We start from the raw sequence: 17,368 nt of genomic DNA, 5'->3' as shown, positions 1-17,368 counted from the left end.
AGCATGACTGAATTCGACGTGAACAACTTCGACGGCATGCGCATCTCGCTGGCCAGCGCCGAGGACGTGCGCAGCTGGTCCCGCGGCGAAGTGAAGAAGCCGGAAACCATCAACTACCGCACCCTGAAGCCGGAAAAAGACGGCCTGTACTGCGAGAAGATCTTCGGCCCCACCAAAGACTGGGAGTGCGCCTGCGGCAAGTACAAGCGGGTGCGCTTCAAGGGCATCGTGTGCGAGCGCTGCGGTGTGGAAGTTACCCGCTCCAAGGTGCGCCGCGAGCGCATGGGCCACATCGAGCTGGCCGCCCCGGTGAGCCACATTTGGTACTTTAAGGGCAGTCCGTCGCGCTTGGGCTATTTGCTGGACATTCCGCCGAAAGAGCTGGAAAAGGTGCTGTACTTCGCCAGCTCCATCGTCACCTGGGTTGACGCCGAGGCCCGCGAAGAGGACGAGGAAGAGCTGCGCGACGAGCTGGCGGCCGACCTTGAGGAGCTGGACGCCGAGCGCGACCGCCTGATCGAGGCCACCCGCCGCCTGTCCGAGGCCTACCAGCCCGAAGAGGACGAGTTCGTGGACGATCTGGGCGACGAAGAGCGCCTCACCCCCGAAGAGGTGGAAGAAGAGATTGCCGACATCTACGAGGAGTTCAACGAGCGCAAGGCGCTGCGCCAGGACGCCTTCGACGCCTTCATGAAGATCGTGCCGCGCCAGCTGGTGCCCGATGAGGCCCTGTACCGCGAGATGCGCTCCTGCTACCGCGACTACTTCAAGGGCGGCATGGGCGCCGAGGCGGTGCGCGATTTGCTGGACGATATGGACCTGGAGAAGGTGTCCGAAGAGCTGCGCGACATCATAGACAACGGCAAGGGCCAGAAGCGCGCCAAGGCCATCAAGCGTCTGAAAGTGGTGGACGCGTTCATGAAGTCGGACAACAAGCCCTCCGACATGATCCTGGACGTGATTCCGGTCATCCCGCCCGATTTGCGCCCCATGGTGCAGCTGGACGGCGGCCGCTTCGCCACTTCCGACCTGAACGACCTGTACCGTCGCGTGATCAATCGCAACAACCGCCTGAAGCGCCTGCTGGACCTGGGCGCTCCGGAAATCATCGTGAACAACGAGAAGCGCATGCTGCAGGAGGCGGTGGACAGCCTGTTCGACAACGGCCGCCGCGGCCGCCCCGTCACTGGCCCTGGCAACCGTCCGCTGAAGTCGCTCTCCGACATGCTGAAGGGCAAGCAGGGCCGCTTCCGCCAGAACCTGCTGGGCAAGCGCGTGGACTACTCCGGCCGTTCGGTTATCGTGGTGGGCCCGCAGCTGAAGCTGCACCAGTGCGGCCTGCCCAGCCAGATGGCGCTGGAACTGTTCCGCCCGTTTGTGATGAAGCGCCTGGTAGAGCTGGAGTACGCCGCCAACATCAAGGCCGCCAAGCGCGCCGTTGACCGCGGTGCCAGCTATGTGTGGGACGTGCTGGAAGAGGTTATCGCCGAGCATCCGGTGCTGCTGAACCGCGCACCCACCCTGCACCGTCTGGGCATCCAGGCCTTCGAGCCGGTGCTGGTGGAGGGCAAGGCCATCCGTCTGCACCCGCTGGTGTGCACCGCTTTCAACGCCGACTTCGACGGCGACCAGATGGCCGTGCACGTGCCGTTGGGCGCCGAAGCGCAGGCCGAGGCCCGCGTGCTGATGCTGTCTTCCAACAACATCAAGTCACCGGCCCATGGCCGCCCGCTCACTGTGCCCACCCAGGACATGATCATCGGCCTGTACTACCTCACCGCCGCTCGCGACGGCTTCCCCGGCGAGGGCCGCGTGTTCATCGACTTCGCCGACGCCCTGAACGCCTACGACGCCCGCGCCGATTTGGACCTGCAGGCCAAGATCTTCGTGCGCCTCTCTGAGGACACCCGTGTGGCCACCGCCTTCGGCCAGTTCGAGGATCATGCGGCCGGTGAGCGCATCCAAACCACCGTGGGCCGCATCGTGTTCAACAACGTGCTGCCGGACAATTACCCCTTCTTGAACTACGAGATGAACAAGAAGGAGATCAGCCGCCTGGTGGAGGACGTCACCAACAGCTACGCGCTGTCGGAAGTGCCCCCCATCCTGGACGGTTTGAAGGATGCCGGCTTCCACTACGCCACCCGCGCCGGCGTCACCGTTTCGGTGTACGACGCCACGGTGCCCCCGAACAAGGGCGAGATCCTGGCCGAGGCGGACGCGAAGGTTTCCGCCATCGATGAGGACTACGAGATGGGCCTCATGTCCAACGAAGAGCGCCACAAGCAGGTAGTGGACATCTGGAACCTCGCCAATGAAGAGGTGGGCGAGGCCATGGCCGAGAACTTCGACAAGTTCAACCCCATCTACATGATGGCATTCTCCGGCGCCCGTGGTAACATCAAGCAGATTCGCCAGCTGGCCGGTATGCGCGGCCTTATGTCCGACCCGAAGGGCGAGATTATCGACCGTCCCATTAAGGCGAACTTCCGCGAGGGTCTGTCGGTGTTGGAGTACTTCATCTCCACCCACGGCGCCCGCAAGGGCCTGGCCGACACCGCCCTGCGTACCGCCGACTCCGGTTACCTCACCCGCCGTCTGGTGGACGTGGCCCAGGACGTAATCATCCGCGAGATCGACTGTGGCACCACCGAGGGCGTGAACTATCCCATCCACACCGCCAAGGGCGAGCTGGACGAGAACTTGATCGGCCGCTGCCTGCTGGAGCCGGTGGTGAACGGTGACGGCGAGATTCTGATGGAGACCGAGGACTACATCCGCTCGCTGGACGACCTGCGCATGCTGGAGGCCAACGGCGTGGAGGAAGTGGTCATCCGCACCATCATGACCTGCCATGCTGACCACGGCGTGTGCCAGAAGTGCTACGGCTGGGACCTGGCCACCGGCCGTCCGGTGAACATCGGCACAGCGGTGGGCATCATTGCCGCCCAGTCCATCGGCGAGCCCGGCACCCAGCTCACCATGCGCACGTTCCACACCGGCGGCGTTGCCGGCGAGGACATCACCCATGGCCTGCCCCGCGTGCAAGAGTTGTTCGAGGCTCGCAAGCCCAAGGGTCAGGCTGTGGTGGCCGAGATTTCCGGTACCATGCAGATCACCGGTGACAAGAACTCCAAGACCATCACCATCCACGACCAAGAGGGCAACTACCGCGAGTACTTGGTTTCCGCCCGCGCCCAGATGCTGCCGGGCGTGACCGACGGTTGCGAAGTGACGGTGGGCCAGCAGCTCACCCGCGGTTCGGTGAACCCCCACGACCTGCTGCGTCTGACCGACCCCAACACCACGCTGCGCTACATCGTGGGCGAGGTGCAGGGCGTGTACGTCAGCCAGGGCGTGGACATCAACGACAAGCACATCGAAGTGATTGCGCGCCAGATGCTGCGCAAGGTGGCGGTGCTGGAGGCGGGCGACTCCGACTTCCTGCCGGGCCGCCAGGTGAACCGCTTCGAGTTCGAGAAGATAGCAAACCAGCTGATCGCCGAGGGCAAGGAGCCTCCGGTGGGCCAGCCGCTGCTGCTGGGCATCACCAAGGCCTCGCTGGCCACCGATTCGTGGCTGTCGGCCGCGTCATTCCAGGAGACCACCAAGGTGCTCACCGATGCCGCCATCGAGGGCAAGACCGATCATTTGGCCGGCCTGAAGGAAAACGTCATCATCGGCAAGCCCATTCCGGCTGGTACCGGTCTGCAGCGTTACCGCGACGTGCGTCTCACCTACAAGGGTCGCCCGGTGGAGAAGGTTACCAACGAGACGCTGCCTGAGTATGCTCCGGATGCCCTGCGAGAAATTGAAGAGCTGCTGCCGCAGCCCCAGGATTGGTCGCTGGACGCCGATGGTTACTTCAACACTGCTGGCTCGTTCGGCGGGTTCTACAGCGCGTTCCCCATCGGGCATCGCGGTTTCACCCTCTCCGATGAACAGGCTCGTCTCTACATCTACGATGACCTGCACGTGTCTCAGCGTTGGGCCAACAAGTTCTCCGAGGCGGGCATTGAGACTGTTGCTGATTTGGTGGGCCACACCGAGGAGGACCTGCTGCGCATCGAGGGCATTGGCGTGAAGGCCATCGAAGAGCTGAAGGAGGGCCTTGAGGAGCACGACCTGCTGCGCATCATCGAGGATGACCTCACCGCCACTTCCGACGACATGTCCCAGCTGCTGGATATGGTGTTCTCGCCAGATGACACCATTCTCATCGGCGGTTCGGAAACTCCCAGCTACAACCTCGACAACGAGGAGATGCTGGGCGAGGCTCTGCCGCCTCGCTCTTATCAGCGCAACCTGGAAGAGCTGGACGCTCTGCTGGGTTCGGTGGGCAACTTCGGCTTCGGCGTGATGAGCCCCAGCCCCTCCGACGACGAGGACGACGAGGATTAGGCGATAAGCCCGAAAGCCAAGGGGACGCGGCATCCGCGTCCCCTTCTTGTTTGAAAGGACTTGCGGTGGACAAGACCTATATCCCCGAAGGGGAGGTGGCGCCGGCTTCGCAGATCGGCGCCACGATGGAGGCGCTGGCGGCCACTATCGCCGCGCGCCGGGAAGCGGGGGAGGAAAGCTACACCCACCGACTGCTCGTCGGCAGCGTGGACGCGCCGTTGAAAAAACTGATGGAAGAGGCCGGCGAGGTGGCTCTGGCGGCAAAGGACGTGGAGGGCTGGGCTACGTCTTCTGTGGCGGCAGCGCTGGGCTTCGATGCCGCCCGCGGCGCGCAGCCAGATGCCGTGGACGTTCAGTTGCCCGCCGAATATGGGCAGGCGGTGGACCATCTGCGCTATGAAGCGGCCGACGTGGTTTACCATCTGTTGGTAGTGCTTGAGCGCTACGGCGTGGGGCTGGAGGAGTTCGCCGCCGAACTGAACAACCGCATGACCGAGCAGGAGCGCCCCGAAGGCGCCATCCGCTTGAAAGACGAGTACGTCCGCCGTCGTTAGCGGAAAGCGCGGGGATTGCCCGGATGGTGCGGGGGCTGCCCGCGTGGCGCGGGCACTGTTCGGTGGTGCGGGGTTGTCCGGATGGTGCGGGGTTGCTATCCGGATTTCGTAGGGCAGAGATTCTATCTCTGCCTAAGCTACAACCCCGATGCGGCGGTTTCAGGCCGAGATAGAATCTCGGCCCTACGAAAAAGAACGGACGGACGTCCGAGTGGAAACTGGCAGGAATTGAGAGAGAGGCCTGAAATGGCAAGACTGTTTGGAACCGACGGCGTACGCGGTGTGGCGAACGCCGAGCTGACGGCGCCTTTGGCCTATCGCCTGGGGCAGGCGGCCGTGGTGTTTCTGGGCAAGACCCTTGTGGTGGGCAAGGACACCCGCCTTTCCGGCGACATGCTGGAATCGGCCCTGGTGGCCGGCATCGCCAGCGCCGGCGGCACCGCGCTTCTGGCCGGCGTGATTCCTACGCCCGGCGTGGCGCTTCTGGTGCGCGAACTGGGGGCGGCTGGCGGCGCCGTCATTTCTGCCTCCCATAACCCGCCCGAGTACAACGGCATCAAACTGTTCGACGCCAAGGGCTTTAAGCTGCCGGACGAGCTGGAAGACCGCATCGAGGAGTTCATCACTGCCGGCGGCTTGGAGGCCATGGTGGAGCGCCAGGTGGCGGCGGGCGAAGAGGCCGCCATGCCCACCGGCAACGATCTGGGCTTCGCCATCCCGGTGGAGCAGGGCTGCGAGATTTACATCAACCATGCGGTGAGCAGCATCCAAGCGCAGGGCATTTCCTTCGAGGGCATGAAGATCGCACTGGACACCGGCCATGGTGCCAGCTCGCTCACCAGCCCTGAGGCGCTGCGCCGCTTGGGCGCCGAGGTAATGGTGATTAACGATGATTTCGACGGCATGGACATCAACGTGAAGTGCGGCTCTACCCACCTGGAACCGCTGCGCGCCCTGGTGGCGGAAGTGGGGGCCGACGTGGGCATCGCCCATGACGGCGACGCCGATCGTGTGATGCTGATGACCGCCGAAGGGGACGAGATCGACGGCGACATGATCGAGGCGGTGTGCGCGTTGGACATGAAGGAGCGCGGCGTGCTTTCCGGCAACACCGCCGTGTCCACCGTGATGTGCAACCTCGGCTTCGTGCACGCCATGCGCGATGCCGGCATCGACGTGGTGCAAACCAAGGTGGGCGACCGCTATGTGCTGGAGGAGATGCGCGACAAGGGCTACTCCATCGGCGGCGAGCAGTCGGGCCACATGATTTTGCTGGAGCACAACTCCACTGGTGACGGCCTGATGACCGCCGTGCAGTTTTTGGCTGCCATCAAGCGCAGCGGCAAGGCGGTGGCGGACGCCTGCGCGGTGATGACCCGCTTCCCGCAGGAGCTCATCAACGTGCGCGTGGCTGACAAGGAGGGCGTGGCTGCCCGCCCCGACGTGGTGGCGGCAGTGGCGGCTGCCGAGGAGAAGCTGGGCGACAACGGCCGCGTGCTTCTGCGCCCCTCCGGCACCGAACCGGTGGTGCGCGTGATGGTGGAGGCGCTGGACGCCGATTTGGCCCGCGAATGTGCCCAAGCCATTGCCGAGGTGGTAGGGGCCTAAGCGCTCCCGAACGCACTTCAGCCAAATGTGTTTCAACAAGAAAGGCCCGGCACGCGCCGGGCCTTTTGCTTTGCGGACATGCGGTCAAGAGCAGCCCGCTTTGGCGGTTCGGGAAGGCCGGCGCTAAACGCCCGGGTTTTGCTGACGCCACTTCGCCATGCAGCGACGCAGGCAGAAGACGCTGGCCGCCATCCAGGCGCACCAGCTGGCGATGAGCGCCGGCTGCAGCAGATACAGCTGCTCAAGTCCGGGGCCCGCAACGGCAACGCATTCGGCCACCTGAAGCCCCAGTGGGCTTAGGTACATGAGAAAGCTCACCTCGGGCCCCAAGGTGCCCAGCAGGGCCAGCAGTGCCGAGAGCGCCAGCGGCCAGGCCCAAAAGTTGGTGTGCATCTGGTCTTTTGAAACGAGCCCGAACCCGCTGGAGAACGCGAGGAAGGGGAGGCTGCCCACGGCGAAAACCGCCGCGATGGGCGCAAGGCGCGGGCCGCCCACGCCGGCCACCCAAAAGCACAGCACTCCTAGAACGCAGCCGAATAGCCATCCGGCAATCAGCTTTCCTGCAACGATGGCCCGCAGCGAGCTGCCGGTGCGCAGAATAGCCCCATAACTGTTGTGGGCCACTTCTTCGCTGGTGGCGAAAAGGGTTATAACGCCGCCTGCCTCAAGTACGGGGATAGCGGAGACAAAGGCGACGATAAAGGCAGAAAGCGCCGTGCCTTGCTGGATATCGGCACTCCAGAATTGGCCGTAGAATGCGCTGAACACCAAGGCAACAGCCATGCAGGCTATGGACGTGGGGTTGCGCAGGGCGCAGCCGATGTCCCGCAGTGTGCAGGCGCCTAAAGCGCGTGCCGTTGTGGTTTGCATGGTTGGTGCTCCTTCGAATGTTCCCAGTGGGCTCCATTATAATAGAGCCCACAAAAGAAGCGGACGGTGCGTCGGGGCAGGGCCCGCGGTGCGAAAGGGGAAGCAGTGGCGGAGTGCGCAACAGTGGAAGCGCTGGTTGAGAGGGAAGCGGTGCAAGGGGGCCGCAGCCTTCATCTGGAATGTTCGCGGGAGTGCGGACGGCGGGCGCGACGGGCGCTGCAGCAGGCGCAAGGGGCTCGGCGCGCAGCGTACTTCCTTGAGGAGGACGGCGGTTTCGATCGTGACACGGTGCGCTCCTACTTGCGGTTCTTCGCCCGTTTGGCCCAAATGCCGCCGGCGGAGGGGGAGCGGGCGCTCGATCACTTCGGCCTGCGGGACCATAGCCGCACGCTGGTGTCGCGCCTTTCGGCAGAGCAGAAAGCACTTCTGGCCTTCGCCCGCATGAGCCTGTTCTCGCCGGAGCTGTGCTTCTGCGAGCGCCCCCTGGCCGATCTATCTCCCGAATCCCGCTCGCTGGTGCTGGCGTGGATTGCCGAGCGCTTTGAGGCGGGCACCGTGTTCGTGACGGTGGGCCAGCCCTTGCGGGAAGCGCTGCTGATGCCCGGCAGCGCCTACTGGGAAGAGGAGGGGCGGCTCCTCCCCGCCCAAGTGGAAGAGGAGGAGCCGGACGACGGCCCGGTGCCCGATGAGGTGCGGGTGTGCAAGATAGCGGTGCGGGCCGGCACGGCCACCCTGCTGCTGGACCCGCGGGAAATCGACTTCATCGAAAGCGCCAACCGGGTGAACTACGCATCGGTACGCGGCGAGCTGTACCCCACCGCCCTTTCCATGGACCAGCTGGACGAGCAGCTGTCCCGCTTCGGATTTTTCCGTTGCCACCGCTCTTTCATCGTGAACGTGCAGAAAGTGTTGCGGGTAGAGCGGTTTACCCGCAACACCTTCAACTTGGTGCTCTCGGACGCGAACCGCAGCTCGCTGCCGCTTTCCAAGGGACGGGCCGAGGAGATGCGCGAGCGCTTCGGCTGGAAGTAGCGTGTCCGGGCGCGGCCCGTCGGGGGCGGCGTCCGCAATCCGCGTCTGCCGCAGTCTGCGCGCAGCTCCAGCCGCAACCCGTTAAAGCCGCAATCCGCCGTGCGCAACCTGTCGCCGGCGCATCGTGCTCCATTCATGCGCCCCCCTGCTCCTCTCATGCACCCGTTGCTCTTCTCGGGCGAAACCCGTTGCCGTCGCGGACCGGCGCCTCCATCATGGGCCCCGTCAGTTCGTCGGCGCCGCCCTTGGGAGGGGGCGCCAAGAGAAGAGGGAGGCCCCTTATGATTACCGCTCACGCTCTGAACATCCTGGTGATGGCGCTTGCGCTTGCATTCGTGCTCATCGCCGCGGCGACGGTGCATCTTCAGCAAGTGCACCGGCGTGATTTGGCGAAGGTGAACGAGCGCTTGGGCGCTCTGGAAGCGGCAGGGGAGCTGGGCCATGAGTAGCACCGTGCTTTCCATGGAGGCGGTGGATCTGTCCTTCGGCCCCAAGCGGGTGCTGGACGGGCTCACCTTCAGCGTGCCTCGCGGCGAGGCCTTCGGCTTCCTGGGGCCGTCGGGCGCCGGTAAAACCACCACCATCAAGCTGCTCACCCGCCAGCTCACCCGCGACAGCGGCCGCATCAGCCTGCTGGGGCGCCCCATCGAAAACGCCACCGCCGCCGACTACGAGCGCATCGGCATCTTGTCGGACACCAGCGCCCTGTACGACCGCATGTCCATCGCGGACAACCTGGCCCTCTACGCCCGGTTGCGGGGCATCAGCCGCGGGCGGGTGCCCTACCTGCTGGAGCGGCTGGGGCTGGCCAAAGACGCCAAGACTCTCATCAAAAACTGCTCGAAGGGCATGCGGCAGCGGGCGGCTTTAGGGGCGGCGCTAGTGCATCAGCCGGAACTGCTGTTTTTGGACGAACCCACCAGCGGCCTGGATCCGGCGGCCCGTGCCGAAGTGCACAAGATGCTGGCGGAGCTGCGGCAGCGGGGCACCACGGTGTTTCTCACCACCCACGACATGGCCGAGGCGGAAACGGTGTGCCAGCGGGTGGCCATCATCAACGACGGCGCCATTGTGGCCTGCGATCAGCCGGAAGAGCTGAAACTGCGCTATGCTCGCAACCGCCTCACCGTGCGCACCCGCACCCGCGGGCGCCTGGAGTTGAGCAAGAGCCGGGAAAGCGCGCAGCAGCTGGAGCAGCTGTTCGCCGAGAACGAGGTGCTGTCGGTGCACTCCGACGAGCCGAACCTTGAGGAAGTGTTTTTGGAACTGACGGGAAGGGAGTTTTAGATGAGCCCGTTTTTGCGCAAATTGGGCGCCCTTTTGGGGAAGGACGCCGCCGATTTGGCGAAGAACCCCACCATGGTGCTGTGCGTGGCCCTGCCGGTAGGTTTCGCCCTGTTCTACCGGTTCTTCCTGGGGGACATGGATTTGGGATCGGCCCTGCGGGATGAGAGCGCCACCCCCGTTGTAGCCAGCGCCGTCACCTATGTGGTGCTGTCGATGGGGCTGTGCATGTCCATCGGCATGGGGGCATCGATGTCGCTGGTGTACGGCATCGCCGAGGAAAAGGAGAAGCACACCCTGCGCACCCTGATGCTTGCCAATGTCACCGCCAACCAGATTGTGCTGGCGAAGGGGATTTTGGCCCTGCTGGTGACGGTGGCCACCGAGATTCTGTGCTTCCTGGTTTCCGGCGCGCCGTTCTCCCTGTTCTTGCCCTATGTGGGCTTCGGCATCTTGGGGGCCATCGCCATCATCTTGCTGTCGCTGGTGGCGGGGCTCGCTTCCCGTGACCAGATGACCGCCGGTCTTTACAGTGTGCCCATTTTGCTGCTGGCGCTGGCGCCCATCTTCGGCAGCTATTCGTCGGACATCAGCAACGTAGTGCGCTTCGCCCCCACCGGCGGCATGGACGCGCTGCTGCATATGGCCGTCAACGGCACGCTCACCACCGCCGGCGCTATGGTGCCGCTGGCCACCACCGTTGTGTGGATCGCGCTCAGCGCCCTGTGCTTCAGCTTGCTGTACAAGCGCCTGCTGCGGGACAACTAGCTGATTTGGAGCTTGAGTGGTCATTCGCGGGGCCAAGGCTTCCAGCGTGGCTTCGCTCATGGGGCCAAACCTTCCGAGGTGATGTTATTCGGGGGGGGGGGCAGAGGCTTCCGATGCAGCGTTTTTCGTAGGGCAGAGATTCTATCTCTGCCTGGGCGACAGCTGGGACGTAGCTGTGCATTTAGGCCGAGATAGAATCTCGGCCCTATGAAGAGCGGCGGCGAGGAGCACCCGGTGGCAGGGGTGTCCGTGTTAGCAAGCGCGCGAAGCGCCTGCCCGCGCCCGAGCGCTGCCACAAGAAAAGGGCCCCGAGGGGCCCTTTCGCAGTTGGTGGGAGACTTCTCCGTGCCTTGCCGGCCTTACCCGATGCCGCCGAAGAAGATGCCCAGCACGATGACGGCGGCGGTTACGATAACGAACACGTAGCGGGTGGCGAAATCGAACCACTTGCCCAGAGGCAGGGCGTTGGCGCGCCCCAGTTCCGCCTGTTTCTTCGCAAACCCCTTTGGGCATACCCAGAAGAACATGACGGCCGCCAAGAATGCTCCTACGGGAATCACGTAGATGGAGATGACGTCCATCCACACCGATACCACGTCGCCGCTCTCCAGGAACAGGCCGATGCCCACCGCGGCGATGGCCACCACCCCCACGGCGGCCCCGCGGGAGAGGCGCAGCTGCTCTTGCAGCGCTTCCACCGGCGCTTCGAACAGGTTCATGAGGCTGGTGATGGCGGCGAACACCACTGCCACGAACAAGATGATGGCGAAGATGCCGCCGAAGGGCATTTCCTGGAACACTTGGGCCAACGTAATGAACAGAAGCGGTGGGCCGCTGGACACGTCAAGCCCGAAGGCGAACACCGCCGGCACCACCACACAGGCGGCAAGCATGCCGGCGATGGTGTCGAAGATGGCCACGTTGCGGGCGGCGTACACCACGTCCACATCTTTCTTCAAGTAACTGCCGTACACCAGCGTGCCACAGCCGGCCAGCGACAGGCTGAAGAACGCCTGCCCCAGCGCGTACACCCAGGTAGTGGGATTCAGCAGCGCCTCCCATCGGGGCACCAGCAGGTACATATAACCGGCGTCGGCGCCGGGCAAGGTGGCCACGCGTACCGCAATGATGAAGAACAGCACGAAAAAGGTGGGCATCAGCACTTTGTTCACCCGCTCGATGCCGCGGGAAATGCCGGCGATCATGACGAGGAAGGTGACCACCAGCCCCAGCAGATGGAAGCCCACGTTGCCGAAGTTGGAGGCGATGCCGGAGAAGAAGGCCCCCATGTTGGTTTGGGCCATCAGCTGGCCGTCGAGAGCGGCCACCAGGTAGTTGAAGGCCCAGCCCAGCACCACTGCATATCCGATGGCGATGGCCAGCGAGCCCAAGGTGGGGATAAGGCCGATGGCCTTGCCGATCACTTTGCCGTTTTTCACGCCGCGCATCTCCATGGCCTTGCCGAAGGCCCCCATGGGGCCGGTGCGCATGGCGCGGCCGAACGACATTTCGCCGATGACGCCGGTGAAGCCCAGCAGCAGCACGAACACGAAGTAGGGAATGAGGAACGCCGCGCCGCCCAGCTGGGCCACGCGGTAGGGGAACAGCCAAATGTTGGCCATCCCCACGGCGCTGCCGATGCAGGCCAGGATGAATCCGGCGCGGGTGGCGAAGGTATCGCGCTTCTTCGGACCTTGGGCGCCCGGCTCGGCGCCTATTTCGGTGGCGGCCGCTTCTTCGGCCACCAGGTTCTCGTTGTTGGTCACAATGCCCCCTTTGATTGGTGCCCATCATTGTAGGCGGACGGCGGCGGGCGCTGGGTCATTTATTGGCTGACGGTTGAACTGGCTCCGCGTGATCCCCGCTTCGAGGGCTGCAGGGGGCGCCGCCAGGGGCAGTGGCCGTCTGCGGCGGCGGCCGGGGCGCGAACTTCGGGGGCGGCCCGCGGCCCCATCAAAATCCCGCGGCGCCGTTTGGCGAAATCGGCGGCCAATGGTAAACTGGGAAAGTTAAATTCTTAAGCTTCAAGTTCACTGCGTAAGAAGGGAAGCTAACATGGACGAATCAGGGCTCATCTTCGGCGTGCTGCCTCCGCAGGCCCTTTGGGTTATTGTGGCCGTGGTGGTAATCATCCTCATCGCGTTCATCGCGAAGGGGTTCATCGACGAGATGAAGAAAAAATAGCCGCATCTGGCTTACGGTACTGACAAGCATGGCCCCTGTCACCGAGTGGTGTAGGGGTCTTTTTATCTGAATGGGGCTGCGCCTCGCGGCCCGTGGCAGGAGAGAGATATGGTTGGGAACAAACGGCCTGTGCCGGACGAGGCTCAGATGAGCCGGGAGGCCTATGGCTCGGAAGAAGCCAAGGCCCAGCGCAAGAAGCGGAAGAAGAAGCGGCGCCTGTGGACGGTGGTGTTCTGGGTGGCCATCGTGGTGCTGGTGGGCTGCGGCGGCGTGCTGGGGGCGCTCATCTGGAGTTACCACCAGGGCGATGCCGTGTACGAGGAGCTGGCGGCCGACCACCTGCAGGTGATGGAGGCCTCTGCCGACGAGCTGGACTTCTCGGTGGACTGGGATGCCCTGCGGGCCATCAACGAAGACCTGGTGGGCTGGGTGTACATGCCCGACACCCCCATCAGCTACCCCATCGTGCACCGCGACGGCGACGACCAGTACTATCTGCACCGCAACTTCAACCGGGAGTCGTCCCAGTTCGGCGCCGAGCACGGGGCCATCATGCTGTCCGGCGACAACACGGCCGACTTCTCGGACGAGCTGAACTTCATCTACGGCCATAACCTCTACAACGGTGGCATGTTCCACGTGCTGGAGGGCTTCTTGGATTCGCAGGAGTTCAACGCCCACCGCCGCATGTACATCATCACGCCGAAGGGCACCTACGTGCTCACCACCTTCGCCGCCATTCAGTGGCCCGCCAACGACGCCTCCATCGTGCATCCCAACTTCGACACTCCCGAAGAGGAAGTGGAGTACCTGCAGCGCATCATGGCCGAGTCGCAGGTGACGCCAGACCCGGCGGCCCCTCCCGTTGAGGACATGCACAAGATTTTCGCGTTCGCCACGTGCTGGAATCAGAACACCAATTACCGGCGCATCGTGTTCGCCTACACGGACAAATTCGTGCCCGCCGACGGCTCTGGAAACATAGATGTAACCGTGGTGGGGCAAGATGCCGCGTTGGATATCGCAGGTGATGCGCAGGCTCGCGAAGAGTAGTCACTCTATGCCGCTGTGAGGCGGCCATGCGCCTGAAACGCTTGGGCCTTCCCCTGCAGCTGCGCGCCGGTTCGGCCGCGGCAGGCGGGGGAGGGCCCTGTTGTTTTCGGGCGGAGTCGGAGCGGCGGGCGTTGCGCGGATTTGAGACGGATGGGGGCCCGATGAGCTTCACGTTGCCCGGCCAGCTGGCCGATACGCCGGAAGAGGAGTGTGCAGTGTTCGGGGTGTTCGCCCCGGGGCAGGACGTGGCCCGCATCACCGGGTTCGGGCTGCAGGCGCTGCAGCACCGGGGTCAAGAGAGCGCCGGTATCGCGGTGGGCGACGGCGCTTCGATGGTGGAAGCGAAGGACCTGGGGTTGGTCACTCAGGTGTTCGACGAGGCCAAGCTGGCGGCGCTGGAGGGCTTTGTGGCGGTGGGCCATTGCCGCTACTCCACCTCGGGCGCGGCGGCCAGCTGGGAAGCGGCCCAGCCTCACATCTCCGCCATCGACAACGTGCTGGTGGCGCTGGCCCATAACGGCACGCTGGTGAACACCGAAGCGCTGCGGGCGCAGCTGGACGCGGAAGGAGTGGTGCTTCGGGCCGGCACCGACAGCGAGGTGGCCGCCAAGGCCATCGGCCACATCACCCAGGACACCCACCATCTGCGCCAGGGTATCCGCTGGCTGATGGAGCACATGGAGGGCGCCTACGCCATGGTGCTGGCCAGCCCCGATGCCCTCTACGCGTTCCGCGACCCCAACGGCATCCGCCCGCTTTGCATCGGAGGGCTGCCGGGCGGTGGCTGGGTGGTTTCCAGCGAAACGTGCGGGCTCGACATTGTGGGGGCCACTTACCTGCGGGACGTGGAGCCGGGGGAGATCGTGCGCTTCAACCGCGACGGCCTCACCGCCGAGCAGGGGGTGCCCGCCGCGCGCCGGGCCAGCTGCATCTTCGAGTACGTGTACTTCGCTCGCCCCGACTCGGTGCTGGACGGCCAAAGCGTGTACCAAGCCCGCCGCGCCATGGGGCGCATCTTGGCGCGGGAGGCGCCGGCCCGCGCCGACTTGGTGCTGGGAGTGCCCGACTCCGGCGTGCCGGCGGCGCTGGGCTTTGCGGAGGCCAGCGGCATCCCTTTCACCGACGGCATCGTGAAGAACCGCTACGTGGGGCGCACCTTCATCCAGCCCACGCAGGAGATGCGGCAAATGGGCATCCGCCTGAAGCTGAACCCGCTGCCCAGCGTTATCGGGGGAAAGCGGCTGGTGGTGATTGATGATTCCATCGTGCGCGGCAACACCTCCCGTCAGCTGGTGGCCATGTTGCGGGAGGCGGGGGCCGCCGAGGTGCACCTGCGCATTGTGAGCCCGGAGGTGCTGTGGCCCTGTTTCTACGGAATCGACACCGACACCCGTGATCAGCTGATTGCCGCGAACATGACGCTGCCCCAGATGAACGAGTGGATTGGCAGCGATTCGCTGGCCTTCATCAGCTTGGAAGGGCTGCGGGCCAGCCTGCCCGACGTGTGCCATCCCGGCTTCTGCGAAGCCTGCTTCACCGGCGACTACGTGGTGCCTGTGCCGCTACCCTAGCGCCGCGGCGTTACTGTCTCGCTCCACCTGCGCCCGTTGCCCCGCTGCCCGGGCGGTTTCGCGATTGCGCGGTCGTTCTCCTTTATACTGGTGCCCATACGAAAACTTGAGGGAAGGACGGCCATGACCGAGCAAGTCACCTATGCCCAGGCGGGCGTGGACATCGAGGAGGGCGCCCGCGCGGTGGACGCCATCAAGGGGGCGGTGCATTCCACCTATCGACCCGAGGTGGTGGGGGACATCGGCGGCTTCGGCGGCCTGTTCTCGCTGGCGGCGGCCAAGCAGATGGCTGACCCGCTGCTGGTTTCGGGCACCGACGGCGTGGGCACCAAGCTGAAGGTGGCCCAGATGCTGGGCAAGCACGACACGGTGGGCATCGATCTTGTGGCCATGTGCGCCAACGACATCCTGGCCACCGGCGCCGAGCCGCTGTTCTTCCTGGACTACGTGGCGGTGGGCAAGCTGGACTCTGGCGCCATGGCCGAAATTGTGGGGGGCATCGCCGAGGGCTGCCGCCAGGCGGGGTGTGCCCTCATCGGCGGCGAGATGGCCGAGCACCCCGGCGTGATGGACCCCGACGATTACGACCTTTCCGGTTTCTGCGTGGGGCTGGTGGACCGCCCGGCCATGCTTGACCCGGAAGCGGTGCGCGAAGGCGATGTGCTGATTGCCCTTCCCTCCACGGGGCTGCACTCCAACGGCTACTCGCTGGCCCGCAAGGTGTGCGTGGAGGGCAAAACCGCCGAAGAGCTGCGGGTGCCGGTGGAGGCGCTGGAAGGCGCCAGCGTGCTTGAGGCGCTGCTCACCCCCACGCGTATTTATGTGAAGCCGGTGCTGTCCCTGTTGAAGGAGGTGCCGGGCGCCGTGCGAGCGCTGGCCCACATCACCGGCGGCGGCATCACCGAGAATCTGAACCGCGCCCTGAACCCGGCCGTGGACGCCGTGGTGGACCTGGTCGCATGGCCGGTGCCCCCCGTGGTGCGCTATGTGTGCGACAAGGCGGGGCTTTCCGAGGCGGAGGCGCTCAAGACCTTCAACATGGGGATTGGCTGCGTGCTGATTGTGGCGCCGGAGAAGGCAGGGGCAGTGAAGGCCGCGCTGCAGCAAGCGGGAGAGGCGTTCTACGAGGTGGGCCGCGTGGCCGCCGGCGAAGGCACGGTGCGCTACGAAAACGAGGGGGCGCTGCTGTAATGGGGGCTCCGCTCAAAATCGGTGTGATGCTGTCCGGCAGCGGCACCAACTTGCAGGCCATCATCGACGCCATCGCCGCGGGCCAGGTGAACGCCGAAATTGTGTCCGTGGTGTCTTCGCGCCCCGACGCCTTTGGCATTCGCCGGGCGGAGGCAGCCGGCATCCCGGTGCTGGTGCTGAACCGCGCCGTGTACGCCGTGCCGGAGGCGGCCGACGCGCTGATTGTGGAGAACATGCGGGCCGCCGGCGCCGAGTACCTGGTGATGGCCGGCTACATGCGCAAGCTGACGCCTGCGGTGCTTTCTGCCTACCCCGACCGCGTGCTGAACCTGCATCCGGCGCTGCTACCCTCCTTCAAGGGGGCCCACGCCATCCAGGACGCATGGGAGGCGGGGGTGAAGGTGACGGGCATTACCGTTCATTTGGCCAACGAAGACTACGACAAGGGCCCCATCGTGGCGCAGCAGGCGGTGGAGGTGCGGGAAGACGACACCATCGAAACTCTGGAAGAGCGCATCCACCAGGCCGAGCACCAGCTGTATCCGGCGGTTATCGCTGCCATCGCCGAAGGGCGCATGAGTCTGGATGCCCAGCGCAAGGTACACATCGCCTAAGGGCGCTGCTTTGCAAACAATGGGGAAGCCGGTGTGGGGAACTGCGCCGGCTTTTTGCGTGCGCCCTCCGCGGCGGGGAGGCGCCGCCTGCTGCCCTGCGGCCTTCCGCTTCCGAGAGGCGTCGCCTGTCCGCGGGCCTTCTGCTCGCAGCGGCGCAGCGGGGAGGCGCGCTAGTTACGTCGCCGCCTGCCGCGGGTTTCCAGTGCGAAACGGCCGCTTCGCAATCATCCTCAAAATG

Annotated in this window: 14 protein-coding genes; 12 read left to right on the top strand and 2 right to left on the bottom strand. The window is 64.9% G+C overall.

The window, feature by feature from the left end:
* Positions 1–3: 3 nt before the first annotated feature.
* The 3 genes from DMP11_RS04140 to glmM all read left to right on the top strand — a co-directional run bounded on the left by DMP11_RS04140 (position 4) and on the right by glmM (position 6,563).
* The gene (locus DMP11_RS04140) at positions 4–4,401 is read left to right on the top strand and encodes a DNA-directed RNA polymerase subunit beta' (RefSeq protein WP_123185242.1); all 4,398 of its coding nucleotides are present in this window, start codon (positions 4–6) and stop codon (positions 4,399–4,401) included.
* 65 nt (positions 4,402–4,466) lie between these two features.
* A complete protein-coding gene (locus DMP11_RS04135) occupies positions 4,467–4,955 on the top strand; it encodes a phosphoribosyl-ATP pyrophosphatase (RefSeq protein ID WP_214647099.1) in 489 nt (162 codons plus the stop codon).
* 246 nt (positions 4,956–5,201) lie between these two features.
* Positions 5,202–6,563 (top strand): phosphoglucosamine mutase, encoded by a 1,362-nt coding sequence (glmM, locus tag DMP11_RS04130; protein ID WP_123185241.1) that lies wholly within the window; start codon positions 5,202–5,204, stop codon positions 6,561–6,563.
* 123 nt (positions 6,564–6,686) lie between these two features.
* Here glmM and DMP11_RS04125 read toward each other — a convergent pair whose 3' ends face one another.
* The gene (locus DMP11_RS04125; protein WP_123185240.1) at positions 6,687–7,433 is read right to left on the bottom strand and encodes a hypothetical protein; all 747 of its coding nucleotides are present in this window, start codon (positions 7,431–7,433) and stop codon (positions 6,687–6,689) included.
* Positions 7,434–7,538: 105 nt separating this feature from the next.
* Here DMP11_RS04125 and DMP11_RS04120 point away from each other — a divergent pair, with 105 nt between their 5' ends.
* From DMP11_RS04120 to DMP11_RS04110, 4 genes are all read left to right on the top strand, one after another.
* Positions 7,539–8,465: a LytTR family transcriptional regulator DNA-binding domain-containing protein gene (locus tag DMP11_RS04120; RefSeq protein WP_123185239.1), complete on the top strand. Its 927-nt coding sequence runs from the start codon at positions 7,539–7,541 to the stop codon at positions 8,463–8,465.
* A 281-nt stretch (positions 8,466–8,746) separates the two neighbouring features.
* Positions 8,747–8,914, top strand: coding sequence for a hypothetical protein (locus DMP11_RS10265; RefSeq protein ID WP_161555295.1), 168 nt, complete (start codon positions 8,747–8,749; stop codon positions 8,912–8,914).
* Complete coding sequence (locus DMP11_RS04115; RefSeq protein ID WP_123185238.1) at positions 8,907–9,752, top strand: ABC transporter ATP-binding protein; 846 nt, start codon at positions 8,907–8,909, stop codon at positions 9,750–9,752. The genes DMP11_RS10265 and DMP11_RS04115 overlap by 8 nt, the downstream gene beginning before the upstream one ends.
* Positions 9,753–10,517 carry an ABC transporter permease gene (locus tag DMP11_RS04110; RefSeq protein ID WP_123185237.1) on the top strand — a complete coding sequence of 255 codons (765 nt, stop codon included), beginning with the start codon at positions 9,753–9,755 and terminating at the stop codon, positions 10,515–10,517.
* A 359-nt stretch (positions 10,518–10,876) separates the two neighbouring features.
* Here the strand turns inward: DMP11_RS04110 and DMP11_RS04105 are convergent, their stop codons facing one another.
* Positions 10,877–12,283 (bottom strand): sodium-dependent transporter, encoded by a 1,407-nt coding sequence (locus DMP11_RS04105; protein ID WP_214647098.1) that lies wholly within the window; start codon positions 12,281–12,283, stop codon positions 10,877–10,879.
* A 289-nt stretch (positions 12,284–12,572) separates the two neighbouring features.
* On the opposite strand from DMP11_RS04105, the gene DMP11_RS10595 reads away from it, so the two are divergent.
* From DMP11_RS10595 to purN, 5 genes are all read left to right on the top strand, one after another.
* Complete coding sequence (locus DMP11_RS10595) at positions 12,573–12,701, top strand: hypothetical protein (RefSeq protein ID WP_257432285.1); 129 nt, start codon at positions 12,573–12,575, stop codon at positions 12,699–12,701.
* Positions 12,702–12,809: 108 nt separating this feature from the next.
* On the top strand, positions 12,810–13,754 hold the full coding sequence (locus tag DMP11_RS04100; RefSeq protein ID WP_123185236.1) for a class B sortase: 945 nt from the start codon (positions 12,810–12,812) through the stop codon (positions 13,752–13,754).
* A gap of 161 nt (positions 13,755–13,915) precedes the next feature.
* Positions 13,916–15,325, top strand: a complete 1,410-nt coding sequence (gene purF, locus DMP11_RS04095; RefSeq protein WP_123185235.1) for an amidophosphoribosyltransferase — start codon at positions 13,916–13,918, stop codon at positions 15,323–15,325.
* A gap of 123 nt (positions 15,326–15,448) precedes the next feature.
* Positions 15,449–16,516, top strand: coding sequence for a phosphoribosylformylglycinamidine cyclo-ligase (gene purM, locus DMP11_RS04090; protein WP_123185234.1), 1,068 nt, complete (start codon positions 15,449–15,451; stop codon positions 16,514–16,516).
* A complete protein-coding gene (gene purN, locus DMP11_RS04085) occupies positions 16,516–17,130 on the top strand; it encodes a phosphoribosylglycinamide formyltransferase (RefSeq protein ID WP_123185233.1) in 615 nt (204 codons plus the stop codon). The genes purM and purN overlap by 1 nt, the downstream gene beginning before the upstream one ends.
* Positions 17,131–17,368 lie beyond the last annotated feature (238 nt).

Source organism: Parvibacter caecicola (assembly GCF_003725335.1).
GTDB classification, from domain to species: Bacteria; Actinomycetota; Coriobacteriia; order Coriobacteriales; family Eggerthellaceae; genus Parvibacter; species Parvibacter caecicola.
The sequence above is the reverse complement of the archived record's forward strand: the minus strand, read 5'-3'. Positions and strand labels throughout refer to the sequence as shown.